Below are 25,417 nucleotides of genomic sequence, written 5' to 3'. Positions count from 1 at the left end.
GAATTAAAAATAATTTAAACTTTGTCATTCCGACGAAGGAGGAATCTCATCAATATTGACAATGAAATTGAAACTGATTTATCTTATATTACTAATTGTACTATTTTTGGTTCTTTACGTATTAAGAAACCAAATCATTAGTTTATTTTTTTCATCAAAAGAAAAGCAATCTGTAGAAAGTATCGCTAAAAAATATGGTTCAAAAGTTGAAATTTCGCTAAAAAATGCTTTTGAAAAAACTCAAATTGACAGCACTGATTTTGAAATGGCAATTCTTGCTTTCAAAAAAGAACAAATTTTGGAAGTTGTAGTTCGAAAAAACAAAACCGAAAGCTGGAAGTTGCTAAAAATATATCCTTTTACAGCATTCAGTGGAAAAATTGGTCCGAAACTTAAAAACGGTGATAAGCAAATTCCCGAAGGCATTTATCAAATGGAATATTTAAACCCAAACAGCAAATACCATCTTTCAATTAAAGTAAGTTATCCGAACGCCTTTGATAAAGAAAAAGCAAAACTAGATGGACGAACCGATTTAGGTGGCGACATTATGATACACGGAAAAAGAATAACCATAGGTTGTATTCCGGTTGGCGACAAAAATATTGAGGAAATTTTTATTTTAGCCACTAAAACTAAAAACAAGCATTTCCCTATTATCATTGCACCACACGATTTTAGAACCAATAAAACATTTCCAGAAATCGAAGCAATTTCTTGGGAAAAGGATTTATACGAAGAAATTTCAAAGGAACTCACTAACTTTGAATAATTAAAAATCAGTAATTAAAAATTAAAAATCTTCGCGAACTTTGTCACCCTGAGCGCAGTCGAAGGGCAAAATAATTACAAATAAAAGAATAATGAAATACTCAATTTTACTAGCATTACTACTTTTACCTTTTGGTAGTATCGCACAAATCACCGAAAAAGAAGTAGATATTTTGGTCGAAAATACCATGAAAGCGTTTGATGTTCCTGGAATTGCCGTTGGAATTATCAAAGATGGAAAACTGGTTTTAGCCAAAGGTTATGGTGTTTCGAATATTAATACCAAGCAAAAAGTGGATGCTAATACGTTATTCGGAATTGCTTCTAACAGTAAAGCTTTTACTGCTAATGCTTTAGCAATTTTGGTTGACGAAGGAAAAATAAATTGGGATGATAAAGTCATAAAATATTTGCCTGATTTCAAAATGTATAACGATTATGTCACCAATGAATTCACAATCAGAGATTTGCTAACCCATAAAAGCGGACTTGGACTCGGTGCTGGCGATTTGATGATTTGGCCTGATGGACATGATTTTACACCCAAAGACATTGTAAAAAACATTCAGTATCTAAAACCAGTTTCAGGATTTAGAACCAAATATGATTACGACAATTTATTGTATGTTATTGCTGGAGAAGTAATTGAAAAAGTTTCGGGTAAATCGTGGTGTGATTTTGTGGAAGAACGTATTATGAAACCTATCGGAATGAAAAACAGCGCGGCTTCGTGGAACCGACTAAAAGACACTACAAATGTAATTGTTCCGCACGTTCCAACCAATGGAAAACTGGAAGTAATAAAACGCTATACTAATACAATTTTTGACGCAGCAGCAGGTTTGTATGCTTCGGTAAACGACATTAGTCAATGGCTTAATTTTCAAATGAACAAAGGAAATTTTGACGGAAAGCAACTCATCAGCGAGAAACAAATTATGGAAACTTGGTCATCACAAACTATTTTACCCAACCGAAAAAGTCATCCTTATACAACCAATTTTAAAACCTATGGTTTAGGTTGGCAATTGACGGATATCAACGGTCATTTACAAGTTTCACATACTGGCGGTTTAGACGGAATTGTGACACAAACCATTATGTTTCCAAACGAAAAATTAGGAATTATTGTTTTGACCAACCAGCAAAGTGGTGCAGCATTTAACGTAATTTCAAATACAATTAAAGACAGTTATTTAGGTCTAGAAAAATTTGACCATTTGGCCAATTTAACCCAAGACAGAAAACAAGCCGAAGACAACGCTGATAAAATTACGGATGAAGTTTGGGCACAAGTTGATAAAAACCTCAAAGCCAAAACAAAAATCGATTTCCAAAAATACATCGGAACCTATCAAGATAATTGGTTTGGCGAAATTTCCATTTATGAAAAGAAAGGAAAATTATATTTCACTTCTAAACGTTCGCCTCGATTAACTGGAGAAATATTTTTATACAAAGACCAAAACTTTGTTGTAAAATGGAATATCCGAAGTTTTCATGCCGACTCACATATTTTCTTTGATGAAGACAAAACTGGAAAAGTAAATCATTTTACCATGAAAGCCATCTCACCTTTAACAGATTTTAGTTACGACTTTCATGATTTAGATTTTAACCGAGTTCAAAAATAAAAACAGAATTCGAATGTTTCGTTTTCATCAAAAAATTGTAATTTTTACTGCAAAACGTATCTTTTTTTTTCTTATTTTTAGTCGATAGAATTATTGGCTATGATTGAGATAGATTTAGAAGAGGAAAAAAAAGCAATTGCAAGAGAATACAAAGAATTACTGCGCATAAGTTATCAAACACTTACTGATGACGATAAAAAACTGATTCGCAAAGCATTTGATGTTGCCGTTGATGCTCACAAAGACCAACGAAGAAAATCAGGCGAAGCGTATATTTTTCATCCTATTGGTGTGGCAAAAATTGTCGCTTCCGAAATTGGACTTGGTGCAACGAGTATTGCAGCAGCTTTGATGCACGATGTAGTCGAAGATACCGATGTGACTATAGAAGACATTGAAAAAATTTTTAATCCTAAAATTGCTCATTTGGTTGAAGGATTGACAAAAATTTCGCAAGTCAAAAAAGACATGAACATTTCCATGCAAGCGGAAAACTTCAGAAAAATGTTGTTGACACTCAATGATGATGTTCGTGTAATTCTAATTAAAATCGCCGATCGTTTGCACAATATGCAAACTATGGATTCCATGCCCGATTACAAGCAAGTAAAAATCGCTTCCGAAACACTTTACATTTACGCACCATTAGCCCATCGATTGGGGTTATACAACATCAAAACCAAACTCGAAGATTTAGGTCTAAAATATACGGAGCCAGATATTTACAATGAAATAGTAAGCAAAATTAGAGAAACTAAAGAAGAACAAGATGCTTATATCAATTTGGTTTCAGATGTTTTAAAAAAATCACTTAGCGAAGAAGGCGTTGAATACACCATGAAAGGAAGACCAAAATCCATCTATTCTATTCGTAGAAAAATGGCGGCTCAAAATGTAACCTTTGATGAAGTATATGACAAATTTGCTCTCAGAATTATCTATAAATCAAACCTTCATGATGAAAAATTCCTTGCTTGGAAAATATATTCGGTAGTAACTGATCATTATCGTCCAAGTCCAAGTCGATTACGTGATTGGATATCTTCACCAAAATCAACAGGTTATGAAGCGTTGCACATTACAGTTATGGGACCAAAAGGTCGATGGGTAGAAATTCAAGTTCGTAGTGAACGAATGGATGAAATTGCTGAAAAAGGATATGCTGCACATTATAAATATAAAAATGGTGCCAACGAAGAAAGTGGTTTGGATGTTTGGCTCAATTTATTAAAAGAAGCTCTAGAAAATTCGGAAACAAATGCTGTCGATTTTGTAGAAGATTTCAAAATGAATTTGTATGCCAAAGAAATTTTTGTTTTCACTCCAAAAGGCGAAATAAAATCATTGCCAAAAGGCGCAACTTCTCTCGATTTTGCTTTTAGCATTCACTCCGAAATTGGTGTAAAAACACGCGGTACAAAGGTTAATGGAAAATTAGTTCCATTAAATCATGAACTTAAAAGTGGTGACCAAATTGAAATTATCACTTCGCCCAATCAAAAACCTACAATCAACTGGTTAGATTATGTAACCACATCGAGAGCCAAAAATAAAATCAGAAACGTTCTCAACGAAAATACAAAAAAAACAGCCGAAGAAGGAAGAGAATTACTAACCCGAAAACTAAAACATTTAAAAATCACTTTAAATGAAAGTGTCATCAACGAGTTAGTTAATTTCTTTAAACTCAAAACTAGTTTAGACTTATTTTATAGAGTTGGGATTGGCTCAATTGAAAATCAACAACTAAAAGATTTTGCTGCTCAAAAGAACAACTCCTTTATCAATTTCTTTAAAAATAGAATTAAACGTTCACCAAGTTCAAATCAAGAAGAAATTAATAAACCAGAACTAAGCAACAATTATGATATGCTTGTTTTTGGTAGTGAAAACGACAAGCTCGATTATAAATTATCTTCCTGTTGTAATCCAATTCCTGGTGATGATGTTTTTGGTTTTATAACCATCAACGAAGGAATAAAAGTTCATAAAAGAGACTGTCCAAATGCAATAACATTACAATCCAACTATGCATATCGAATTATGCCGGCTAAATGGATTGATTCCTCTCAACAAGAATTTAAAGCGCTTTTAAAAATTACTGGGATGGATACTTTGGGTCTAACTAACGAATTGACTAAAGTAATATCCAACCAAATGCACGTTAACATTCAAAGTATTTCGCTTAGTGGAGAAGCAGGAATGTTCAACGGACAAGTAGCCGTAATTGTAAACAACAACAATATTTTGAAAAAACTCATCGAAAACATCCGAAAAATAGATGGAGTTGACAAAGTAACGAGAGTTTATACAAATTAATTTTTTTTTGAAAACTCTAAACTTTTAAACTTTTAAACTTTTAAACTATCTTTGCCACATGACACTAATTGCTACAGATAATACCACAAATCAAGAAACTGTAAAAAACGTTTTTACACTCTATCTTGAAAACAAAGGTCATCGCAAAACACCTGAACGCTATGCGATTCTTCAAGAAATATATGATAGCGAAGAGCATTTTGATATTGAAAATTTATACATCAAAATGAAAAACAAAAACTATCGTGTTTCTCGAGCTACTTTATACAACACTATAGAATTACTCCTAGACTGTGGTTTAGTTCGCAAGCATCAGTTCGGACAAAATCAAGCACACTATGAGAAATCCTATTTTGACAAACAACATGATCATATTATCATGACAGATACAGGTGAAGTTATCGAATTTTGCGATCCAAGAATTCAAACCATTAAACAAACAATCGAAGAAATTTTTGGTATCGAAATTCACAATCATTCACTCTATTTTTATGCCAATAAAAAAGAGTAATTAGAAGCGAATCGTTCGGGCATTTCTACAAACCATATTCCCGCTTTTCGTTGCAAGTCCCGATAAAATCGGGAGCTTTCCACTACAATCGGGGCTAAAAAAGAAACCATAAAAATAAAAACAACAACACAACAAATACAACACACAAAACAATGACTGTAGATTTACTACTCGGATTACAATGGGGTGACGAAGGAAAAGGAAAAATCGTCGATGTTCTAACTTCAAAATATGACATTATTGCTCGTTTTCAAGGCGGACCAAATGCTGGACATACACTAGAATTTGACGGAATAAAACACGTTTTAAGAACCATTCCATCTGGAATTTTTCACAGTAACAACATCAACGTAATTGGAAATGGAGTGGTTATTGATCCTGTCGTTTTTAAACAAGAAATTGACGGATTAGCAAAATTCAATCTGGATTTAAAGTCAAAACTTATCATTTCTCGAAAAGCACATTTAATTTTACCAACACACAGATTGCTTGATGCCGCTTCTGAAGCTTCAAAAGGTAAAGCTAAAATTGGTTCTACTTTAAAAGGAATTGGACCAACCTATATGGACAAAACCGGTAGAAACGGAATTCGTGTTGGCGATATTGAACTAGCCGATTTCGAAGAAAAATACCGTGCTTTAGCAAACAAACACGAAGAAATGATTAAATTCTACGATGTTGCTATTCAATACAATTTACCCGAATTAGAAAAAGAATTTTTTGAAGCCATTCAAGATTTAAAAAAATTAGATTTCATCGATAGCGAAGAATACTTAAACCAAGCACAAAAAGCAGGAAAATCAATTCTTTGTGAAGGTGCACAAGGTTCATTATTAGATGTTGATTTTGGAACGTATCCATTTGTAACATCATCAAATACAACAGCTGCTGGAGCTTGCACTGGTTTAGGAATTGCTCCAAATAAAATTAAAGAAGTATATGGAATTTTCAAAGCCTACACAACTCGTGTTGGTTCTGGACCATTTCCTACAGAAGATTTCACTGATGCTGGCGATATGATGGCAAGCATTGGAAACGAATTTGGAAGCGTAACGGGAAGAAAAAGACGTTGTGGTTGGTTAGATTTAGTAGCGTTAAAATATGCCATTCAAGTAAATGGTGTAACACAATTAATGATGATGAAAGGCGATGTTTTATCGGGATTTGAAACATTAAAAGTGTGTACTTCTTACAATTACAAAGGAGAAATTATTCAGCATTTACCTTATAACATAGAAGAAGAAAATGTCAAACCAGTTTACACTGAATTCAAAGGATGGAAAGCCGATTTAACCGGATTAACCACTTATGAAAGTTTACCAAAAGAACTAAAAGAATACATCGAATTTATAGAAAAAGAAGTCGAAGTTCCAATAAAAATTGTTTCAGTTGGACCTGACAGAAAACAAACAATTTTGAAGTAAAAAAAGAAACCCTTTCAAATATGAAAGGGTTTCTTTTTTTTATAATTTGAAAATAAAACTTTCGCTCGGTTTAATTTTTACTTTCATATAACCTTCTCCATCAATCACCTTCAAAGTGACGGTCTCATTATTATAAAGTTGATCCTTAGTTTCATAAACACCATCTTGAAGTTTCCATTCTGAAATAATTTTTGCTGGAATTTTCAACACAAATTTACTTTCCGTAATCCAAGAAAAATTAGTAACGATAATTAATTTTTCAGTTGAAGACCATCTAACAAAAGAATATATCCCTGGATCATAATTAGCTGTTTGTTCCCTGTTTATGGATTGTATCTCTCTAAAACTTCCAAGCATTGCATCACTAGTCAATGTAAAATTTAAAAGACGTGAATAAAAGTCACGCAAACTTTTTTCACTTTCAGACAATGGCTCTCCATTAAACTTGCCTTCATTCATCCATCTTTGGTGATTAGGAACTCCAACATAATCAAAAATTGATGTTCTAGAGCGTTTTCCAAAACCCGCATCTTCATTACCAGCTTCGCCTACTTCTTGTCCAAAATAAATCATCGTTGGTGAAGAACTTATAGTTGCAGATACAACCATTAATGGTTTTCCTTTTTCTGGAGTTCCAGCAAACTCTGGACTTGCCAATCGTTGTTCATCATGATTATCTAAAAAATGTAACATGTGATGTTCTATATCTTGCAAATTATTTTGAATATCAGAAAGTCCATCTGGCAATGCTTTTCCTTGAATAACTGCTTTTAAATGGTCATAAGTTTCAACTTTATCATAGAGATAATCCATTTTACCAAGATGAATATAATTTCTATATTCCTTTGGATTATATACCTCTGCAAGCAAAAAAGCATTTGGATTTTTGATTTTTATTGATGAATTTAAATAGCTCCAGAACTCATAAGGAACCATTTCTGCCATGTCATATCTAAATCCATCTACACCTTTTTCTATCCAATATAGGGCAATGTCTTGAAATTTTTTCCAAGAATTAGGAACATCTTTTCCTTTCCAAAATGCTGCATGTTCTTCTATCGATTTTTTGTCGAAGCCTTCTGGTAATTCAGGAAAATCTTTTGTTCCATCAGGACGAATACCATAATTTACTTTTACTGTTTCATACCAATCGTTGATATCTGGTTTTGCTAATCGTGATCCATTTCCTGTCCATTTTGCAGGATATTCAGAAAACTTCCCATCACTTAATGTATTTTTTTCTCCATTCAATGGTTTGTAATCTGGAGATGTTGGTACTTCAAATGCTTTTCCTGGTATATAATAAAAGTTGTTATCTCTATCATATTCAACAGAAACTTTATCATCTGCGCCAAAATCTTTAACTCCTTTTGGATTATTCAATCCTTTGTAATTTCTAGCAATATGATTGGGTACAATATCAATAATTACTTTTAATCCGTTAGCATGAGAACGAGCAATTAGTGCTTCAAACTCTTCTAATCTTTTGGCTGGATCAACGGCTAAATCCGGATTTACATTATAATAATCTTTAACAGCATAAGGTGAACCTGCTCTACCTTTTACTACATCTGGATCATCATTAGAAATTCCAAATTTTGTATAATCTCGAATCACGGCATGATGAGGAACACCTGTGTACCAAATATGTGTTACACCTAATTTTTTTATTTCTTGAAGTGCTACATCGGTAAAATCATTAAACTTCCCTACTCCATTTTCTTCAATTGTTCCCCAAGGTTTGTTGGTAGTATTTGTGTTTCCAAACAATCTAGTAAAAACTTGATAAACAACAGTTTTTTTGGGTTGTTCAACAACCGGTTCGCTTTTCTTCATAAGAGCAAATGATTTTTTTTGGGCTAAAGTTGAACTTCCTGTAAACGCAATAGCCAGCAGTAATACTATTTTTTTATTCATAACTTTCTACTTGTTTATTTTTTTGACAAGTCTATAGTTACAAATATAAATAAACCACTAATAAAAACTATTTATTATAACTTATATTTAATTGATATTTTTACATTTTGAAAAACAACCGTCAATGAAAAAATCGTTCCTTTTTTTGCTTTTTATTAGCCAAACCATTTTTAGTCAAAATAATTTATCTACAAAAAAAATTCCAACATCTTATAAACTTCATAATGTTTCAATTGAAGATAACTATAGTTGGTTAGAAGAAATTAAATCAGTAGCTACCCTAAATTGGGTGAAAGAACAAAACGATGTAACTAATTTACATATTAATCAAATCGTTGGTGAATACGATTTTGAAAAAAAAATCAGAAAATATAACACTCATAATTCTAGTAACTTTCCTAGAAAAAAAGGCGGCTATTTTTTTTCAATGTACTACAAGGAAAAAGATAAGCCTTCTTCACTTTTTATTCGAAAAAAATTAGAAGATCCGCCAACAGAACTTATTGATACTTGGGCTATTTTTAAAGACCGGAATGTAGTTATTGAAAATTATTATCCTTCTAAAAGCTCTAGCATTGTAGCTTTTAAAACAAGTAATGATGGTAGCGATGTTAAAGAAGTTAGATTTATCAATACTTTCAAAAAAGAACTCTATGATGATGTTCTAAAAAGCGTTAAATTTTCAGATATTGAATGGAATTTAGATTTTGGTGTGTTTTATAAAAAAAATAGTAACCAAAACCGAATTGAAAAAGACTCTACTTTTCAAATAATGTACCACAAGATAGGTACAAGTCAAAATGAGGATTTATTGGTTTATGATGCCACGAATAAAGCAGTTTCTTTTGATTTTTTTACCACTAGAGATAAGCTAATTATTTCAGAAAAGAATGCCATCACACAAATTACAACCTATTATAAAGTTTCTCTTTCAGATGAAAGTTTTCAACTGGTTAAATTATTTGAAAAAGATTCTGAAAAGTTCAAATTATTAAACTACATTAATGATCTAGTTTATTTTTCATCAAAAGAGTATGATTGGGGTGATGTTAGATCATTTCACGTTAATGACATTGGAAATGAGAAAACCATAGTTCCACAAATATATTCACATTTATTATTACAATCCTATTTAACCGAAAACTACCTGTTTTGTGTTTACAAAAACAACAATAAATATGCTATTAGAGTATATGATTATAATGGAAACTTTATAAAAAAATTTGATGCTCCAGAAGGTTCAATATTTAAAATCAAATACTATGACAAAGAAAGTAACAATCTATTTGTAGAAATGAATTCCTATACGATTTATAATTATAACTTTAAATTAAATTTAGAAACTGGCGAGGCAAATCCCTATTTTAATCAATATATAAAAGCCAAGCCAACTCTTTTTCCATTTGATTATTTCATAACGAAACATGTCACTTATAAAAGTAATGATAACAAAGATATTCCATTAACTATAGTTTATAAAAAAGGAACACCTATTGATGGTAATAATCCAACATTGCTCGAGGCTTATGGTGGATTTGGAGTAATAAGTCTTCCATCCTATTCAACTAGTTTATTGAGTTTTATAGAAAAAGGAGGCGTTTATGCTTTTGCAGAAATTCGTGGTGGTGGCGAAAAAGGTAATCAATGGGCTATTGATGGAAAAGGCTTAAAAAAGAACAATTCTTTTAATGATTTTATTGCAGCCGCAGAATTTTTAATAAAGGAAAAATATACTTCATCAAATAGATTAGCAATTAGTGGTGGTTCAAATGGTGGTTTAGTTGTTGGCGTTGCAATGACAAAACGACCAGACCTTTTTAAAGTTGTAATTCCTGAGGTTGGTGTTTTTGACATGCTGAAATTTGACAAATACACCATCGGAAATCATCATTATCAAGAATATGGAAACCCTAACATTAAATTGGAATTTGAGTCCTTATTAAGTTATTCTCCATATCATAATATTAAAGAAGATGTTAACTATCCTACAACATTAATCATAACTTCAGAAAATGACGATAGAGTCGTTCCATTGCATTCCTATAAGTTTGCAGCACATTTACAAAATAGAACAGCCCAAAAAAATCCAATATATCTTTTAGAATATAGCGATTCAGGCCATTATGGTAAAATATCAACTTATGATTCGTATGTAAAACGTCAAGCCGATTTTTATTCATTTTTGTGGTTTCACTTAAACAAATAATTCCAATTCTAATTTAAGATTGATATATAAATAATTCTTAATAAACATTTTGATTGCTCCTATTTTCATAAATTTGGCAAAAATTAAAACACTTGAAAAAGTTACTATTTCTTAGCTTTCTATTATTTTGTTTTGGATTAACTATTCAAGCACAAAAAGCATCTAAAATAAAAGTAGAATATGCAGATCATTTTGACATCAATCAAACCGAAATTCCTGATGCGGCATTACTACGAGGCAATGTTAGAGTAAGTCACGATGGCGTTGTTTTTACCTGCAATAAAGCCTATTATTTTCAAGAAGAAAATTACATTAAAGCCTTTGGAGATGTACAAATGGTGCAAGGCGACACACTTTTCTTAAACAGTAAATATGCAGAGTACAGTGGCGAAGTAAAAAAAGCTTATGCAACAGGAAATGTAATTATGCGTTCACCTGAATCAACTTTAGTAACAGATACTATTAACTTTGATAGAAATGTTCAAGAAGCTTTTTACAATTCTCATGCAACCATTACCAATCGTGATAATACTTTGAAGAGTAAGTCAGGTCGCTATTATGTGACACAAAAAAAATTTCAGTTTCTAACAGCGGTAACAATTACTAATCCTAAATATGTAATCAAATCCAACCATTTAGATTATTATACCAATTCTGGACACTCCTATCTATTTGGACCGTCAACCATTACTAGCAAAGAAAATTATATTTATACCGAAAAAGGATTTTACGATACGAAGAAAAATGTCTCTTATTTCAAGAAAAAATCATACATAAAATATAAAGACCGATTAATAGAAGGTGATAGTTTGTTTTACGATCGAAATCGGGAATATGCTTCGGCAACAAACAATGTAAAAATTACAGACACTATAAATAAAGGTCTTGTTAAAGGTCATTATGCCGAAATTTATCGGGATTTAAAAACTCAAAAAGACTCGATGATGATTACTAAACGTGCCGTTGCAATTACTTTAGTTGAAAAAGACTCAATGTATATTCACGGAAAGAAAATGTTAATCACAGGAAAACCGGGTGAACGAATTGTTCGTGCGTTCAACAACGTTCGCTTTTTCAAAACGGATATGAGCGGAAAATGCGATTCTATTCATTCCGACCAAAAAACAGGTTTAACCAAAATGATTAAAAACCCTATTCTTTGGAACTTTGAAAACCAAATGACTGGTGACATTATGCATCTTATCGGCAACAACGAAACTGAAAAGTTGGACTCGCTAAAAGTATTGAATAATGCTTTCATTATTTCAAAAGACACACTCAGCACAGGATACAATCAAGTGAAGGGACAAAATCTGTACGGCAAATTCATTGAAAATAAACTCAAAGAAGTTGATGTGGTTAAAAACACGGAAGTTATCTATTTCATGCGAAATGATGAAAAAGAACTCATCGGTATAAACAAAAGTACAAGTGGTCGATTGAACATGATTTTGGAGGGTAATGCTATTGAAACGCTAACGAATTTTAATCAAATTGAAGGTGAGATTTATCCAGAAGTTGAACTTCCCGAAAATGCTCGAAAGCTCAGAGGTTTCATTTGGCGCGGCGATGAACGAATAAAAACAAAAGACGACATCTTTCCACCAGAAGAAAACGAATTAGACGCAAATATTCAAGCAAAGAAAAAAGCCGCATCAGCTGAAGAAAATAAACCACTTGAACCAAGCAAAGAAACCTTGGATTATGACAAAAACAATCCAAAACCAATGGTAAAATAATGACTACACAACAATGTCCAAAGTGCAAACAAAATGCTTTTACTTGGTATGTTAGTGAAGTTTTGCCCAACATAACCGTTTGGAGTTGCAATGCCTGTCCGCTTCAAATATATGAAGATGATAAAGAGGAAGAAGTCTGTGAAAACTGCAACGAAAAAACCAAAACGTTTCTTCAAAGTCAAGAAGAACAATTCAATTGGTGTTCCGAATGTAACGCAGTGACCAATTATCAATTAAATGAATAACAGATTACTTCACAAGTTTTAAAAACATGAAAGAAGATTTTCTAAAATACCAAGCCCAAACATCGCCTTATCCTTTAGCAATGGAAGTTTCCTATGCAAAAGGTTCCTATATTTATGATACAAATGATAAAAAATACCTTGACTTTGTAGCCGGAGTTTCCGCTTGTTCACTTGGTCATCAACATCCTCGTGTCAATGCCGCAATTATTGATCAATTGAACAAATATTCACACGTGATGGTTTATGGCGAATATGCCCAACATCCAGCTGTGGAATACTGCAAATTATTGGTTGAAAATTTACACCCAAGTTTAAACAAAGTCTACCTAGTAAACTCTGGAACTGAAGCTTGTGAAGGTGCGCTAAAACTCGTTCGTCGCGTTACAGGAAGAAGCCAATTGATTTCTTGTCACAATGCTTATCACGGAAATACTATGGGTTCGATGAGTGTAATGGGTTTTGAAGAACGTAAACAAATTTTTCGCCCATTAATTCCTGATGTGGATTTCATCACCTTTAATAATGAAGATGATATTCAAAAAATAACAACCAAAACGGCAGGAATTATTCTCGAAAGTATTCAAGGTGGTGCAGGTTTTATCGAGCCTAAAAATGATTTCTTGGCAAAAGTTAAAAAGCGTTGCGAGGAAGTTGGAGCACTAATGATTATCGATGAAATTCAACCAGGATTTGGACGAACAGGAAAACTATTTGGTTACGAAAACTACAATGTCGTTCCCGATGTTGTCATTATTGGTAAAGGAATGGCTGGTGGAATGCCTGTTGGTGGATTTATTGCCAACTCCAATTACATGGATTTACTTAGTCACGATCCAAAACTCGGACACATTACCACTTTTGGCGGACATCCTGTCATTGCGGCAGCAAGTTTGGCTACATTAAAAGAAATTTTAGACAAGGATTATGCGGCGCAATCTTTAAAAAAAGAAAAGCTTTTTAGAGAACTACTAGTTCATCCATTAATAAAAGAAATAAGAGGAAAAGGCTTGATGCTTGCAGCCATGACAAGCGATGCCGAGATAACTAATAAATTGATTTTCAAATGCCAAGACAAAGGTTTGATACTGTTTTGGTTACTCTTTGAAACCAAAGCCATCCGAATTTCGCCACCTTTAACCATTTCCGAAGATGAAATTAGAGAAGGTTGTGGCATTATTATTGAAGCAATGAATGAAGTAATGGATGAAAACCGCTAATTTTTTTTGGAGCAATTTCCAGCTTTACACTATATCTTTTCATCTCGTTTTGAAAACGAGATAAAAAGGATGCCGTTTCAATCTGGGCTAAACAATCAGTAAAGATTAGTTCAAAAGTAAAAGTCAGTTAACATTTGTAAACAATTTAAAGCTCTGAACTAAAAACAAAAAATTGTTAATTAAATTGTTTACAACAATAAAGTTAATCAATTAAAAAAAGGAAGCATTTCTCTACTTTTATTAAGGATAATTTTAAACCTACTATTATGCATTTGGATCACGACGAAGAAGACTACAACTTATCCCTATCGAAGTTTGAATCCATGTTGAAAACCAACAAAGTATTCTTTTTCGACTCAGAGGAATTCGAGGAAATCATTCTGCATTATCTCGACATAGGTAAAGCTAATTTAGCCAAAAAAGCGTTAAAATTAGGATTAGACCAACACCCAAAATCTACTGGATTAAAATTAGTTCAAGTAGAAATGTTGGTTTATGATGACAAATTGGATCAAGCAGAAAAGTTGTTAAACGAACTCTATGCAATCGAACCAACTAATGAAGAAATTTTTATCCAAAAAGCTAATATTTATTCCAAAAGAGATCAACACGAAAAAGCTGTTGAATACCTAAATATCGCTTTGAAATATACCGAAGATTTTGCAGACGTCTATAATTTAATTGGTATGGAATATCTTTTTATGGATAATCTAGAACAAGCAAAACAAAGTTTTATTAAATGTTTAGAAGAAGATATTGAAGACCAATCGGCTTTGTACAATGTGGTTTATTGCTATGAATTTTTAGACCAAAACCTTGAAGCAATAGAATATCTCAAAACGTATATCGAACGAAATCCCTACAGCGAAATCGCTTGGCATCAGTCGGGACGATTGTATTATGGTTTAAAAGATTACGAAAATGCAGTGCGTGCTTTTGAATTTTCAACCTACATCGATGATGAGTTTATTGGTGCTTACATGGAAATGGGAAAAGCACAAGAGCGTTTAAAAAAATATAACGAAGCAATTGAAAGTTATCAAAGAACCATCGAATTAGACGATCCAACTTCGTATGCTTTACTTCGCATCGGAAAATGTTACGAAAAGCTAGGAAATAAAGTTGAAGCTTTAAAATATTTCAACAAAACTGTTCATGAAGATCCGCTTTTAGACAAAGGTTGGATTGCCATTACCGATTTTTATGTGCGTCAAAAAAACTTCCTAAAAGCATTATATTATGTAAACAAAGCTTTGGCAATAGATGACCAAAATCGTTTGTATTGGAAACGTTTTGGAACCATCAATAAAGCAATGGACAATTTTGAAGAAGCAGAATTCGGATACCGAAAAGCGGTAGAATTTGGAGATTATCAATTGGATACTTGGTTATTTTGGGTTGATATGATGCACCAAATGGGCGAATACAACAATGCCATTTTAACTTTAATTCAAGCAGCTGAGTATTTTCCAGAAGAAGCAGAAATTGAATACCGTTTGGCTGGTTTACACTTATCCTTACACGAAGACGAAAAAGGAAATTTTCACCTTAGCAACGGACTTCGATTGAATGTAAAACATCAATCTATTTTACAAGAAATGTTTCCAATGATTTGGGATTTGAAATCGGTTCAAGAGTATATTGCAAAATATAAAAAATAATAATGAAGAAATTAATCTTTTTCATTTTGTTATTTTCTGTAACATTTGGTCAAAACAAAAAAGAAGTTACCAAAGAAGAAAAAATATACAATCAGAACGAATTAGACGAAACTGCACACTACATAGACGGAAAAGATTTGCTATATGCTAAAATTTATCGCAATTACAAAAACCCTACTGCATTAGAAAAAAATGATATAACAAGATGTTCTATCGCAATTTCTTTTACAATTGAAAAAAATGGAAAAATCAGTAATTTAAAGTCAATTCGTGACTGTGGGTTAGGTTCCGGTGAAGAAGCAATTAGAGTTTTAAAAAGCATCAAGGGATGGAAACCTGGAAGAATTAAAAATAAAGCGGTCAGATCTTCATACATTATTAGCATTCATTTAAGAAACTTGGAATGAGAAAGAACTACGGTTTAATCGGCAAAAATATTTCCTATTCTTTTTCTAAAAAATATTTCACTGAAAAATTTGCTTTAGGAAATTTGGAAGGTTATGTTTATGAAAATTTCGATGTACAATCCATTGAAGAGTTTCCAAAACTCATCACTGAAAATCCCAATTTAAAAGGTCTGAACGTAACCATTCCATACAAGGAAGAAATCATTCCTTATTTAAGTAAATTATCAAAAAAAGCATCGCAAATTGGTGCCGTAAATGTTATTCGTTTTACTAAAAAAAGAAAATTAAAAGGTTACAATTCAGATTATTATGGATTTAAAAAATCATTACAACCTTTATTGCAACCGCATCATAAAAAAGCATTAATTCTTGGAACTGGCGGTGCAGCTAAAGCCGTTGCCTTTGCTTTGAACGAACTCCGAATTCTCTACACCTTTGTTTCTCGCGAAGAAAAAGAAGGAATGATTGATTACAACCGAATTAACGATACAACATTTGACAATTATCATATAATTATCAATTGTACGCCATTAGGAACAAGTCCGAATATTAAAGATTTTCCACTTTTACCATATCAATTTTTCACCGAAAAACACATCGCTTTTGATTTGATTTACAATCCCGAAGAAACGCAATACTTGAAAAAAGCCAAAAAGAAAGGCGCAATAACTAAAAACGGTTATGAAATGTTGGTTTTTCAAGCAGAAAAAGCGTGGAAAATTTGGAATAAATAATAAAACAAATTCAAACCATATAAGAAGTGTAAGGTCATTTAAGTTTTTTTATATTCAAAATTATCTATGTCTTTCTAAAATCTTATATGACCTTAAATGCCTTAAATGGTTAAAACAAAAAAATGAACATCAAACTAATCGCCATTGGAAAAACCGATAATAAATCGTTGCAAACTTTGATTGACGATTATACTAAACGTTTATCTTTTTACATCAAATTTGATTTAGAAATCATTCCAGATATTAAAAATGTAAAAAATCTATCGGAAAGCCAACAAAAAGAAAAAGAAGGCGAATTAATTTTATCAAAGCTCACTCCTACTGATCAATTGATTTTGTTAGACGAAAATGGAAGTACTTATTCGAGTATGAAGTTTTCCGATTTTTTACAAAAGAAGATGAATTCTGGTGTAAAAACTTTGGTTTTTGTAATCGGCGGACCATATGGCTTTAGCGATGAAGTTTACAAAAAAGCACAAGGAAAAGTTTCGCTTTCTGAAATGACTTTTTCACATCAAATGGTGCGTTTATTTTTTATTGAACAATTGTATCGCGGATTTACAATTTTAAGAAATGAACCGTATCATCATCAGTGATTTAGTGTTCAGTTAACAGTTTTTAGTTGGCAGTTGAAACTAATAAATAAACTCTTTGGTATAATTAATAGTCAAGCTCAATTTAGTTATCACTATTTTTTTAGTCTTCAACCTATATTTTAAATAGTTTTCAAAACTCAAATTTTTATCATAACCAATAAAAATTTCACTTTCTCTTTCAACTTTCAAATTATTAAGATATTGCTCTAACTCTTGTTCTGATAATTGTTGATTGTTAAAAAAAATCTTCTCATCAGTTTTAAAGTAAAGTGTATTTAATCCCAATATTGCTTTATCAAAAACATATTCAACATCAATTAGTGGTAAAAAAGCCAATGTCTTCTTCTCTTTATCCATATAAGTAAAATAGTTTTCAGAACCTTCTTTTTTATGTGAACTTTTCGCTTTTTTGGCTTGGAGTTTCTGAATTTCAGGGATAACTAATTTCAACGGCAATCGCTTGTCGATATTAAACAACCAATTGGTCGAACTAATCGAATTACTGCGGTTCACATCAATCAAAGTGTCATTTCCATTGGTTTCAAAAAACATATAAATAGGCGAATGATCTTTGACATCAGCAACAACAGTTTCGCCCAATTGAGGCAATTGGATTTCTTTTTTACCACAAGAAAATGATGAAATCAGCAATAAAGCAACTACTATTTTTTTCATACTTACCCAATTAGACTGTTGTAAAGTTTTACACATTCCAAAGCTTCTTTTACATCGTGAACTCTGAGAATTTTTGCTCCTTTTTGCAACGCAATGGTATTCAAAACAGTCGTTCCGTTCAAGGCAAATTCAGCCGAAGTTTCAAGTGTTTTGTATATCATCGATTTTCTTGAAATACCAACCAGCAAAGGCAATTCAAGCATTTGAAATAAATCTAATTTGTTCATTGCTTCAAAATTTTGTTCCAATGTTTTAGCAAATCCAAATCCAGGATCGATGATTAAATCATTTATCCCTAAACTTCTCGCCTGCGCCACTTTTTCTGAAAAATAAAACAACATTTCTTTGACGATATTTTCATATTGAGCCAAACTTTGCATCGTTTGAGGATTGCCTTTCATATGCATCATAATGTAAGGAACTTGAAGTTTTGCAACGGTTTGCATCATGTTTTCATCCAAACTTCCAGCAGAAATATCATTAATAATACAAGCTCCGTTTTCAATTGCTTTTTTTGCAACAATAGCACGAAAAGTATCTACAGAAATTAAAGTTTCGGGGAAATGTTTTAAAACCAAATCAATTACAGGAAGTAAACGACTAACTTCTTCATTTTCAGAAACAAATTCAGCATTTGGTTTACTCGAATACGCACCAACATCGATAAACGTTGCACCATCAACCAACATTTTTTCAACTTGCTGTAAGACAGAATTATCATCAGCATATTTTCCGCCATCAAAAAACGAATTTGGCGTAATATTCAAAATTCCCATTATTTTGGGCAAAGTCAAATCGATTAAATTTCCTTTACAATTGATAGTCATTTCTATTTTAAGATAGTTATAAGATTTAGTACTTTGAACTTCAATCTTTATTCTTTACTTTTGACGCTAGACCTTTTTGGTTGAACCAATAAAGCAAAAAATTTGACACAAAGATACATCGAAATGAGTACTACTTCTCAAGAATATGACAAAGTTATCGCTATTTGCCGACAACTTTACATCAATAAAATGAAAGATTATGGAAGTGCTTGGCGCATATTGAGATTGCCATCATTAACCGACCAAATATTTATCAAAGCCCAACGCATCAGAAGTTTACAGCAAAACGAAGTTCGAAAAGTTGACGAAGACGAAACCGGAGAATTCATCGGAATTATCAATTATTCCATCATGGCATTAATTCAATTGGAACTCGGCGTTGTAGAACAACCTGATTTAGATATTGAAAAAGCTACACAACTTTACGACGAAAAAGTAGCCTTAACCAAAGCTTTAATGGAAGCCAAAAATCATGATTATGGCGAAGCTTGGCGCGAAATGCGTGTTAGTTCATTAACCGATTTGATTTTACAAAAACTGCTTCGAGTGAAACAAATTGAAGATAACAAAGGAAAAACTATCGTTTCAGAAGGAATTGATGCCAATTATCAAGATATGCTAAATTACTCTGTATTTGCATTAATTTTAATGGGATTTGGACAAAAAAATTAAACTAAAAATTATGTCAAAAAATAATATCGCTTGGGGAATTCGAATAATTATTTCGTTTTTATTCTTGCTTTCAGCTGTAGCAAAATTATATCCATCACCTTATTTTGCTATTTCAACATTTGAAGTAAAACAATTGTATCCAATGGGATTTTCAGAAGGTTTCGCACCTTATTTTTCCCGAATTCTTATTGGAATTGAATTCGCGCTCGGTTTTTTATTACTTCAGAAAAACTTTTTAAGAAAAATTGTTATTCCTGCAACCATTTTATTACTAGCTGTTTTCACTACACATTTAACAATCGAGACGTTTGTTAACGGAGGAAATTCAGGCAATTGTGGTTGTTTTGGAAGTTTGTTGCCAATGACACCAATTGAAGCAATTATCAAAAACGTTGTTGCAATGGCTTTACTTATTTGGTTGTTTATAATTCTCCCAAAATCAAGCGAAAGAGGACATAATTTTTGGGTTTTAAATTCAGTTACTTTGGCTTCTATTTTAGCATTATTCATGGTTGCGCCAATTCAACCAATTGAAGCAAAACCAGTTGAAATAGAAGTAAATTCTGTTTTACCATCAATAGACACAACCTTTACGTCAGAACCAAAAATTGAAACTAACATTGATACTACATCAAAGGTTACTGAAAAAACAGTTGAAAAAGTAGTTGATGAGCCAACAAAGAAAAAATCAGGTTATGCGCAATATTTTTCAACAATTGATAATGGTAGAAAAACACTTGCATTATTTGTTCCAGGCTGTGATCACTGTCGCGATGCCGCAAAAGAGTTAACCGATTTAAGAAAAAAAACCAAAAATTTCCCGGAAATTTCAATTATCTTTATGAATGAAGAAGCGGATTTAATACCCGATTTTTTCAAAGCAGCTGGTGCTGAATATCCATATAAGATTATTGAAGTAATTCCTTTTTGGAAATTACTTGGCACAGGAAGAGATACACCAGGAATAAAATACCTTTGGAACGGAAATGAATACAAATTTTATGACGGCATCAATGCCAATAAATTTGATATTATTGATTTCCAAAAACTAATTGAAAAAAAGCATACTGAATTAAAATAAACATCATAAATAATGATAAAGTTATTTAAAAGAAGAAAAAACTCCGACAATTCATATATCGCTTTGATAGTATGTATTGTGGTTTTAATAATTGGATACATTACACTGAACCACATTTCAATGTTGGAAGATCCACCACTTGGAAATACTTTCTATATTTTTCTTGGAAGTACATTATTGTGCTGTGGTTTGTTGGGTATAATAGTCATAATTAAACATCTTCGCGATGTTGAAAGAAAAAAAAGAAAGCAAGAATACCTGAGAAAAAAACATAAAATTGTATTTCTAAAGGATACACAAACAAAATCTGAAAACAAATCATGAAACAATTAGCAATAGTAATTATCACAGCAATTATGACATTATCTTGTTCAAATGCTCAAAACAAGCAGTTTTCTAAAGAAGCGTTGTCAAAAAATTTGATAAAAGAAGACAAATCGAATATAACTTTTAGTGAAATTTTAAAAAAACACAATGGAAAAGTTACTGTAATTGAAGTTTGGGCTTCATGGTGTAGCGATTGTGTTAAAGCAATGCCTAAATTAAAAGAATTACAGTCCAATAATCCTGAAGTTGATTTTGTGTTTATTTCAATGGATAAAGATTTTGAAAAATGGCAATCAGGTATTCAAAAACATGAATTGAAAGGAGACCAATATTGGGCAACCGATGGAATGAAAGGAGCGTTTGGTAAATCAATAGATTTAGATTGGATTCCGCGCTATATCGTTGTCGATAAAGACCAAAATGTAGTTCTTTATAGAGCAATTGAAACTGATTTTGAAACAATACAAACGACATTAAAAAACCTAAAATAATGAGACAAAAAATTGTAGCTGGAAACTGGAAAATGCACAAAAACGCAGAGGAAACAGAAGATTTACTAAATGAATTAATCGATAAAATTCCAAATGATATTGATGCACAAATTATTGTAGCACCAACATTCGTAAATTTAGCATCGGCAGTTGACCATTTAGAATTTACAACAATAAATGTAGCAGCACAAAACATGCATCAAAACGAAAATGGTGCTTACACTGGTGAAATTTCGGCTGATATGTTGACAAGTATTGGTGTAACCACGGTAATTATTGGTCATTCAGAGCGCAGAGCTTATTTCAATGAAAGTGATGCCATTTTAGCAGAAAAAGTAACAACAGCTTTAAAACATGATATGACTTCTATTTTTTGTTTTGGTGAAGAATTGAAAGACCGAAAAGATGGACAACATTTCAATGTAGTTGAAAACCAACTATGTGATGGCTTATTTCACATTGAAAATGAAGATTGGAAAAAAATAATACTTGCTTATGAACCAGTTTGGGCAATTGGAACTGGAGAAACTGCTTCACCAGAACAAGCACAAGAAATGCACGAATTTATTAGAGAAACAGTTAGAAAAAGATACGGAAGTAACATTGCGGAAGGAGTTTCAATTCTTTATGGTGGAAGCGTAAAACCAGAAAATGCAAAAGAAATCTTTTCAAAACCAGATGTTGATGGAGGATTAATTGGTGGTGCAGCATTAAAAGCCGATGATTTTTGTAAAATTGCAACTTCTATTTAGTTGAATAAATAGCTACAAATAGAAAATATAAAACTTATTTTTAAAGTTTATTTTTACGTAATTGAAGATAAATGTGTTTTTCGTCGATTTTTTTAGCATTTTAACGGTAATTTAAATTACATTTACAACTGAATGTCAAAATCACAAATAATGAAAACAAAATTAGTTTTACTATTGCTATTTTTTTCTTGCGTGAAAATTTTTGCTCAAGTTGATAATCAAAAACGTTTACAATCTGATACCAGAAAGTATTACGTGTGGAATAACGAGTTCAAAAAGTATGAATTGATGGAGACCGAATATGAACATTCCGTAATTGATATTCGAGAAATTGGTTCAAAAACAAATGGCTATATCGCGATCAGTATGTTAGACAACGGATTGACTCGTTTACATCATGGTTCGATAACAAATTTTGCTCAAACGAGTGAAAACGAGGGAACTTGGATAATTCGTTCCAAAAGCATGAAAGCAAAACTAACTTACAATCCACAGGATAATACGGTTACTTATTTGTATGATGCAGATAATGATAGATACAAAAGACTAATGATTTTTAATGTATATCCAAACGATATTCCTGATTCAAGTTTGAGAACAATCACAAAGATTGACTAAAAAATTTATTTTTATTTAGAAAAAGTAGTATCGATTACTACCTTTGCAAAAAAAATAAATGTCAAATATATATTTAGGATACAACTTCACTGTTGAACCAAAAGAATTAGGTTCAGAAATACTAATTGCTGAACTAGGAGAAAAACCATTTGAAAGTTTCATCGAAACTGATAATGGTTTTATTGCTTACATTCAGAAAGATCTTTGGAATACAAACATCCTTGACGACATCTATTTGTTAACCTCACCAGAATTTACAATATCGTATAGCGTCGAAGAAATTGACCAAGTTAATTGGAATGAAGAATGGGAAAAAAACTTTGAACCTATTGATGTAGATGGAAAATGTCATGTTCGCGCGCCATTTCATCCAAAAACAAATGCAGAATTTGATATTGTTATCGAACCAAAAATGAGCTTTGGTACTGGTCATCATGAAACGACACACATGATGATACAACATCTATTGGAAACTGATGTAATGAACATGAAAACTTTAGATATGGGTTGTGGTACTGCTATTTTAGCTATTTTAGCTGAAATGAAAGGAGCAAAACCAATTGATGCCATTGATATTGATAATTGGTGTTATTTAAATTCGATTGAAAACTGTGAACGTAATAATTGTAATCAAATATCAGTTTTTGAAGGTGATGCAGCATTACTAAATGGAAAAAAATATGATTTACTAATTGCCAATATCAACAGAAATATTTTATTAAACGATATGCAACAATATGTAAATTGTTTGAATAAAGATGGAATACTTTTATTAAGTGGTTTTTACACAGAAGACATTCCATTTATTGATGCATCTTGTAAAGAAAAAGGATTAACTTTTGTTAAAAAATTTGAACGAAACAATTGGGTTTCATTAAAATATATAAATTAGTCAACTGAAAATTAAAGGTAAGAATAAATGAAAATGAGCACTGTAGAAAAAATTCAAGAAGAAGTTTTAGTTGAAGAACAAGTTGGAGTTAATAACGAAATTGTGTTGTACAATGATGATGTTAACACGTTTGATCATGTAATTGAAACATTAATTCGAGTATGCAATCATACATCCGAACAAGCGGAACAATGTGCTATATTGGTTCATTATAAAGGAAAATGTACCGTAAAAACGGGTTCGTTTGATGAATTAAAACCACAATGCACACAGCTTTTAGAAGCTGGATTGAGTGCTGAAATTATTTAAATTTCCAGTCAAATTCATCATTGTCTTTGATAATCGCACCAATTTCAAGACGAATAATTTCTCCAAATTCCGATTGTAGAATTAACCAATTGCTTTCATTGAAGTGATTTTCTACACTATCAAAATCATCTTGTTCCCAAGATTTAAAAGGCAATTCGGATTTTACTTCCTCAACTTTTTTACCAATTATCTTTTTATCAAGAATAAGTAACTCAGGATTTGAGGTAATCAAATATCCTAATCTAAAATCTTCATCTTGATAAAAAGTCAATCGTAATTTATGAGCATAGTATAACCAAATTATATTATCATCTTCATCAGAAAAAAATTTATCTGGTGAACCATAAATTGCTTCAACATCTTTTTGTTTCATACCAAAAAGAAGTTTATCGATACCTATTTTAGGAATTATTTTCAATTAAAAAAAAATTATAAACTACAAGTCGTAGTCTTTCTTAATTTCCTTAACCGCTTTTTCAACTTGGCTTTCGATGCTTTTGAAAGTTTCTACAATTTCCTTTCTTTTACCTTCACGTTTTGTCCAAGCTTCAACTTGAAGAATTTCTTCAAAAGCAACAGTCATACCAAGCAAATCTAGTGTTGGTTTTATTTTGTGAGCATAACTATATGCTAACTTGTGGTCTTTCGTTTTTATACCTAAGTCTATTTGCGTCATGTCTTGTGGAACTTCTGTTACAAATAGTGTAATAATTTGCATAACAAATTCAGGGTCATTGTCTGAAAGTGCATATACTTTTGATAAGTTGTAGTTTATTGCCATTATTTAATGTGTAATCTTAATACTTTTTTGTTTTCTATAAAACCTTCTAAAACATCATTCTGTTTTACGGCAGCAACACCTTCTGGAGTTCCTGTAAAAATAATGTCTCCCTTTTTTAATGTAAAATAGTTCGAAACATGAGCAATTATTTCGTCTATTTTCCACAACATTTGGTTGGTATTGCCCTTTTGGACTACTTTTCCGTTGTTATGCAATTCAAATGTAATACTTTCAATGGAACTAAAAATATTTTTCGGTATAAAGTCACCAATAATCGCTGAACCGTCAAAAGCTTTTGATTTTTCCCAAGGCAAACCTTTTTCTTTGAGTTTATTTTGCAAATCTCTAGCTGTAAAATCTATTCCTAATCCAATTTCATCATAATACTTGTGGGCAAACTTTTTGTCAATATATTTTCCCACTTTATTTATTTTGACTAAAATTTCCACTTCGTGATGAACATCATTACTAAACTCTGGGATATAAAATGGTGTTTTCTTTGGGAGAATAGCTGTATCAGGTTTCATGAAAATGACAGGTTCATCAGGACGTTCGTTTTTTAACTCCTCAATGTGATTGGCATAATTTCGTCCGATGCAAATTATTTTCAT

General features: G+C 31.8%; 27 protein-coding genes. 21 read left to right on the top strand and 6 right to left on the bottom strand.

All coding sequences use genetic code 11. The features are described 5' to 3' along the window. The first annotated feature begins 106 nt into the window (after positions 1-106). The 5 genes from BC748_RS02805 (at position 107) to BC748_RS02785 (ending at position 6,659) form a co-directional block, all read left to right on the top strand. A complete protein-coding gene (locus BC748_RS02805) occupies positions 107-772 on the top strand; it encodes a L,D-transpeptidase family protein (RefSeq protein ID WP_162846392.1) in 666 nt (221 codons plus the stop codon). A gap of 91 nt (positions 773-863) precedes the next feature. Continuing rightward, positions 864-2,405 (top strand): serine hydrolase, encoded by a 1,542-nt coding sequence (locus BC748_RS02800; protein WP_133531939.1) that lies wholly within the window; start codon positions 864-866, stop codon positions 2,403-2,405. A 99-nt stretch (positions 2,406-2,504) separates the two neighbouring features. Then, positions 2,505-4,724, top strand: a complete 2,220-nt coding sequence (locus BC748_RS02795; RefSeq protein ID WP_133531938.1) for a RelA/SpoT family protein — start codon at positions 2,505-2,507, stop codon at positions 4,722-4,724. Positions 4,725-4,782: 58 nt separating this feature from the next. Next, the gene (locus tag BC748_RS02790; protein ID WP_133531937.1) at positions 4,783-5,235 is read left to right on the top strand and encodes a Fur family transcriptional regulator; all 453 of its coding nucleotides are present in this window, start codon (positions 4,783-4,785) and stop codon (positions 5,233-5,235) included. Positions 5,236-5,387: 152 nt separating this feature from the next. After that, positions 5,388-6,659: an adenylosuccinate synthase gene (locus tag BC748_RS02785; RefSeq protein WP_133531936.1), complete on the top strand. Its 1,272-nt coding sequence runs from the start codon at positions 5,388-5,390 to the stop codon at positions 6,657-6,659. A gap of 39 nt (positions 6,660-6,698) precedes the next feature. Here the strand turns inward: BC748_RS02785 and BC748_RS02780 are convergent, their stop codons facing one another. After that, complete coding sequence (locus tag BC748_RS02780) at positions 6,699-8,576, bottom strand: alpha-amylase family protein (RefSeq protein ID WP_133531935.1); 1,878 nt, start codon at positions 8,574-8,576, stop codon at positions 6,699-6,701. Between the two features lie 124 nt (positions 8,577-8,700). Here BC748_RS02780 and BC748_RS02775 point away from each other — a divergent pair, with 124 nt between their 5' ends. From BC748_RS02775 to rlmH, 8 genes are all read left to right on the top strand, one after another. After that, positions 8,701-10,782, top strand: coding sequence for a prolyl oligopeptidase family serine peptidase (locus BC748_RS02775; protein ID WP_133531934.1), 2,082 nt, complete (start codon positions 8,701-8,703; stop codon positions 10,780-10,782). 92 nt (positions 10,783-10,874) lie between these two features. Next, positions 10,875-12,521 (top strand): OstA-like protein, encoded by a 1,647-nt coding sequence (locus BC748_RS02770; protein ID WP_133531933.1) that lies wholly within the window; start codon positions 10,875-10,877, stop codon positions 12,519-12,521. Continuing rightward, positions 12,521-12,766, top strand: coding sequence for a hypothetical protein (locus BC748_RS02765; RefSeq protein WP_133531932.1), 246 nt, complete (start codon positions 12,521-12,523; stop codon positions 12,764-12,766). Before BC748_RS02770 ends, BC748_RS02765 begins: the two co-directional genes overlap by 1 nt. A gap of 26 nt (positions 12,767-12,792) precedes the next feature. Then, on the top strand, positions 12,793-13,983 hold the full coding sequence (locus BC748_RS02760; protein ID WP_133531931.1) for an aspartate aminotransferase family protein: 1,191 nt from the start codon (positions 12,793-12,795) through the stop codon (positions 13,981-13,983). Positions 13,984-14,249: 266 nt separating this feature from the next. Then, the gene (locus BC748_RS02755; protein ID WP_133531930.1) at positions 14,250-15,644 is read left to right on the top strand and encodes a tetratricopeptide repeat protein; all 1,395 of its coding nucleotides are present in this window, start codon (positions 14,250-14,252) and stop codon (positions 15,642-15,644) included. Between the two features lie 2 nt (positions 15,645-15,646). Next, on the top strand, positions 15,647-16,051 hold the full coding sequence (locus BC748_RS02750; RefSeq protein ID WP_133531929.1) for an energy transducer TonB: 405 nt from the start codon (positions 15,647-15,649) through the stop codon (positions 16,049-16,051). Continuing rightward, complete coding sequence (locus BC748_RS02745; protein WP_133531928.1) at positions 16,048-16,785, top strand: shikimate dehydrogenase family protein; 738 nt, start codon at positions 16,048-16,050, stop codon at positions 16,783-16,785. The genes BC748_RS02750 and BC748_RS02745 overlap by 4 nt, the downstream gene beginning before the upstream one ends. A 122-nt stretch (positions 16,786-16,907) precedes the next feature. Then, a complete protein-coding gene (gene rlmH, locus BC748_RS02740; protein ID WP_133531927.1) occupies positions 16,908-17,381 on the top strand; it encodes a 23S rRNA (pseudouridine(1915)-N(3))-methyltransferase RlmH in 474 nt (157 codons plus the stop codon). Between the two features lie 39 nt (positions 17,382-17,420). Here rlmH and BC748_RS02735 read toward each other — a convergent pair whose 3' ends face one another. Both BC748_RS02735 and folP read right to left on the bottom strand, forming a co-directional pair. Continuing rightward, a complete protein-coding gene (locus BC748_RS02735) occupies positions 17,421-18,056 on the bottom strand; it encodes a hypothetical protein (protein WP_133531926.1) in 636 nt (211 codons plus the stop codon). 2 nt (positions 18,057-18,058) lie between these two features. Next, positions 18,059-18,883, bottom strand: a complete 825-nt coding sequence (gene folP / locus BC748_RS02730) for a dihydropteroate synthase (RefSeq protein ID WP_133531925.1) — start codon at positions 18,881-18,883, stop codon at positions 18,059-18,061. A gap of 123 nt (positions 18,884-19,006) precedes the next feature. Between folP and BC748_RS02725 the strand changes: the two genes are divergently transcribed. The 8 genes from BC748_RS02725 (at position 19,007) to BC748_RS02690 (ending at position 24,025) form a co-directional block, all read left to right on the top strand. Then, the gene (locus tag BC748_RS02725; RefSeq protein ID WP_133531924.1) at positions 19,007-19,555 is read left to right on the top strand and encodes a DUF1599 domain-containing protein; all 549 of its coding nucleotides are present in this window, start codon (positions 19,007-19,009) and stop codon (positions 19,553-19,555) included. 10 nt (positions 19,556-19,565) lie between these two features. Continuing rightward, the gene (locus BC748_RS02720; RefSeq protein WP_133531923.1) at positions 19,566-20,636 is read left to right on the top strand and encodes a MauE/DoxX family redox-associated membrane protein; all 1,071 of its coding nucleotides are present in this window, start codon (positions 19,566-19,568) and stop codon (positions 20,634-20,636) included. 12 nt (positions 20,637-20,648) lie between these two features. Further along, complete coding sequence (locus tag BC748_RS02715) at positions 20,649-20,960, top strand: hypothetical protein (RefSeq protein WP_133531922.1); 312 nt, start codon at positions 20,649-20,651, stop codon at positions 20,958-20,960. Beyond that, positions 20,957-21,454, top strand: coding sequence for a TlpA family protein disulfide reductase (locus BC748_RS02710; protein WP_133531921.1), 498 nt, complete (start codon positions 20,957-20,959; stop codon positions 21,452-21,454). Before BC748_RS02715 ends, BC748_RS02710 begins: the two co-directional genes overlap by 4 nt. Then, positions 21,454-22,206 (top strand): triose-phosphate isomerase, encoded by a 753-nt coding sequence (gene tpiA, locus BC748_RS02705; RefSeq protein ID WP_133531920.1) that lies wholly within the window; start codon positions 21,454-21,456, stop codon positions 22,204-22,206. The genes BC748_RS02710 and tpiA overlap by 1 nt, the downstream gene beginning before the upstream one ends. A 150-nt stretch (positions 22,207-22,356) precedes the next feature. Continuing rightward, complete coding sequence (locus BC748_RS02700; protein ID WP_133531919.1) at positions 22,357-22,824, top strand: hypothetical protein; 468 nt, start codon at positions 22,357-22,359, stop codon at positions 22,822-22,824. Positions 22,825-22,882: 58 nt separating this feature from the next. After that, on the top strand, positions 22,883-23,716 hold the full coding sequence (gene prmA, locus BC748_RS02695) for a 50S ribosomal protein L11 methyltransferase (protein ID WP_133531918.1): 834 nt from the start codon (positions 22,883-22,885) through the stop codon (positions 23,714-23,716). 33 nt (positions 23,717-23,749) lie between these two features. Continuing rightward, the gene (locus tag BC748_RS02690; protein WP_133531917.1) at positions 23,750-24,025 is read left to right on the top strand and encodes an ATP-dependent Clp protease adaptor ClpS; all 276 of its coding nucleotides are present in this window, start codon (positions 23,750-23,752) and stop codon (positions 24,023-24,025) included. Here the strand turns inward: BC748_RS02690 and BC748_RS02685 are convergent. From BC748_RS02685 to BC748_RS02675, 3 genes are read right to left on the bottom strand one after another with little or no spacing between them, the layout of a single operon-like run. Next, positions 24,018-24,443, bottom strand: coding sequence for a hypothetical protein (locus tag BC748_RS02685; protein ID WP_133531916.1), 426 nt, complete (start codon positions 24,441-24,443; stop codon positions 24,018-24,020). The two genes, BC748_RS02690 and BC748_RS02685, sit on opposite strands and share 8 nt — an antisense overlap. Positions 24,444-24,461: 18 nt before the next feature. Beyond that, positions 24,462-24,806 (bottom strand): Hpt domain-containing protein, encoded by a 345-nt coding sequence (locus BC748_RS02680; RefSeq protein WP_133531915.1) that lies wholly within the window; start codon positions 24,804-24,806, stop codon positions 24,462-24,464. Beyond that, positions 24,806-25,417: a fumarylacetoacetate hydrolase family protein gene (locus BC748_RS02675; protein WP_133531914.1), complete on the bottom strand. Its 612-nt coding sequence runs from the start codon at positions 25,415-25,417 to the stop codon at positions 24,806-24,808. Before BC748_RS02675 ends, BC748_RS02680 begins: the two co-directional genes overlap by 1 nt.

Source organism: Flavobacterium dankookense (assembly GCF_004362665.1).
GTDB lineage: Bacteria > Bacteroidota > Bacteroidia > Flavobacteriales > Flavobacteriaceae > Flavobacterium > Flavobacterium dankookense.
This window is presented reverse-complemented; position numbering and strand designations above follow the sequence as displayed.

Bases quoted from the DNA above. Each gene is read 5' to 3' on its own strand.
- BC748_RS02800 (WP_133531939.1), top strand. From the start codon at position 864: ATGAAATACTCAATTTTACTAGCATTACTACTTTTACCTTTTGGTAGT.
- BC748_RS02795 (WP_133531938.1), top strand. From the start codon at position 2,505: ATGATTGAGATAGATTTAGAAGAGGAAAAAAAAGCAATTGCAAGAGAA.
- BC748_RS02790 (WP_133531937.1), top strand. From the start codon at position 4,783: ATGACACTAATTGCTACAGATAATACCACAAATCAAGAAACTGTAAAA.
- BC748_RS02785 (WP_133531936.1), top strand. From the start codon at position 5,388: ATGACTGTAGATTTACTACTCGGATTACAATGGGGTGACGAAGGAAAA.
- BC748_RS02780 (WP_133531935.1), bottom strand. From the start codon at position 8,576: ATGAATAAAAAAATAGTATTACTGCTGGCTATTGCGTTTACAGGAAGT.
- BC748_RS02775 (WP_133531934.1), top strand. From the start codon at position 8,701: ATGAAAAAATCGTTCCTTTTTTTGCTTTTTATTAGCCAAACCATTTTT.
- BC748_RS02765 (WP_133531932.1), top strand. From the start codon at position 12,521: ATGACTACACAACAATGTCCAAAGTGCAAACAAAATGCTTTTACTTGG.
- BC748_RS02760 (WP_133531931.1), top strand. From the start codon at position 12,793: ATGAAAGAAGATTTTCTAAAATACCAAGCCCAAACATCGCCTTATCCT.
- BC748_RS02755 (WP_133531930.1), top strand. From the start codon at position 14,250: ATGCATTTGGATCACGACGAAGAAGACTACAACTTATCCCTATCGAAG.
- BC748_RS02750 (WP_133531929.1), top strand. From the start codon at position 15,647: ATGAAGAAATTAATCTTTTTCATTTTGTTATTTTCTGTAACATTTGGT.
- BC748_RS02745 (WP_133531928.1), top strand. From the start codon at position 16,048: ATGAGAAAGAACTACGGTTTAATCGGCAAAAATATTTCCTATTCTTTT.
- rlmH (WP_133531927.1), top strand. From the start codon at position 16,908: ATGAACATCAAACTAATCGCCATTGGAAAAACCGATAATAAATCGTTG.
- BC748_RS02735 (WP_133531926.1), bottom strand. From the start codon at position 18,056: ATGAAAAAAATAGTAGTTGCTTTATTGCTGATTTCATCATTTTCTTGT.
- folP (WP_133531925.1), bottom strand. From the start codon at position 18,883: ATGACTATCAATTGTAAAGGAAATTTAATCGATTTGACTTTGCCCAAA.
- BC748_RS02725 (WP_133531924.1), top strand. From the start codon at position 19,007: ATGAGTACTACTTCTCAAGAATATGACAAAGTTATCGCTATTTGCCGA.
- BC748_RS02720 (WP_133531923.1), top strand. From the start codon at position 19,566: ATGTCAAAAAATAATATCGCTTGGGGAATTCGAATAATTATTTCGTTT.
- BC748_RS02715 (WP_133531922.1), top strand. From the start codon at position 20,649: ATGATAAAGTTATTTAAAAGAAGAAAAAACTCCGACAATTCATATATC.
- BC748_RS02710 (WP_133531921.1), top strand. From the start codon at position 20,957: ATGAAACAATTAGCAATAGTAATTATCACAGCAATTATGACATTATCT.
- tpiA (WP_133531920.1), top strand. From the start codon at position 21,454: ATGAGACAAAAAATTGTAGCTGGAAACTGGAAAATGCACAAAAACGCA.
- BC748_RS02700 (WP_133531919.1), top strand. From the start codon at position 22,357: ATGAAAACAAAATTAGTTTTACTATTGCTATTTTTTTCTTGCGTGAAA.
- prmA (WP_133531918.1), top strand. From the start codon at position 22,883: ATGTCAAATATATATTTAGGATACAACTTCACTGTTGAACCAAAAGAA.
- BC748_RS02690 (WP_133531917.1), top strand. From the start codon at position 23,750: ATGAGCACTGTAGAAAAAATTCAAGAAGAAGTTTTAGTTGAAGAACAA.
- BC748_RS02680 (WP_133531915.1), bottom strand. From the start codon at position 24,806: ATGGCAATAAACTACAACTTATCAAAAGTATATGCACTTTCAGACAAT.
- BC748_RS02675 (WP_133531914.1), bottom strand. From the start codon at position 25,417: ATGAAAATAATTTGCATCGGACGAAATTATGCCAATCACATTGAGGAG.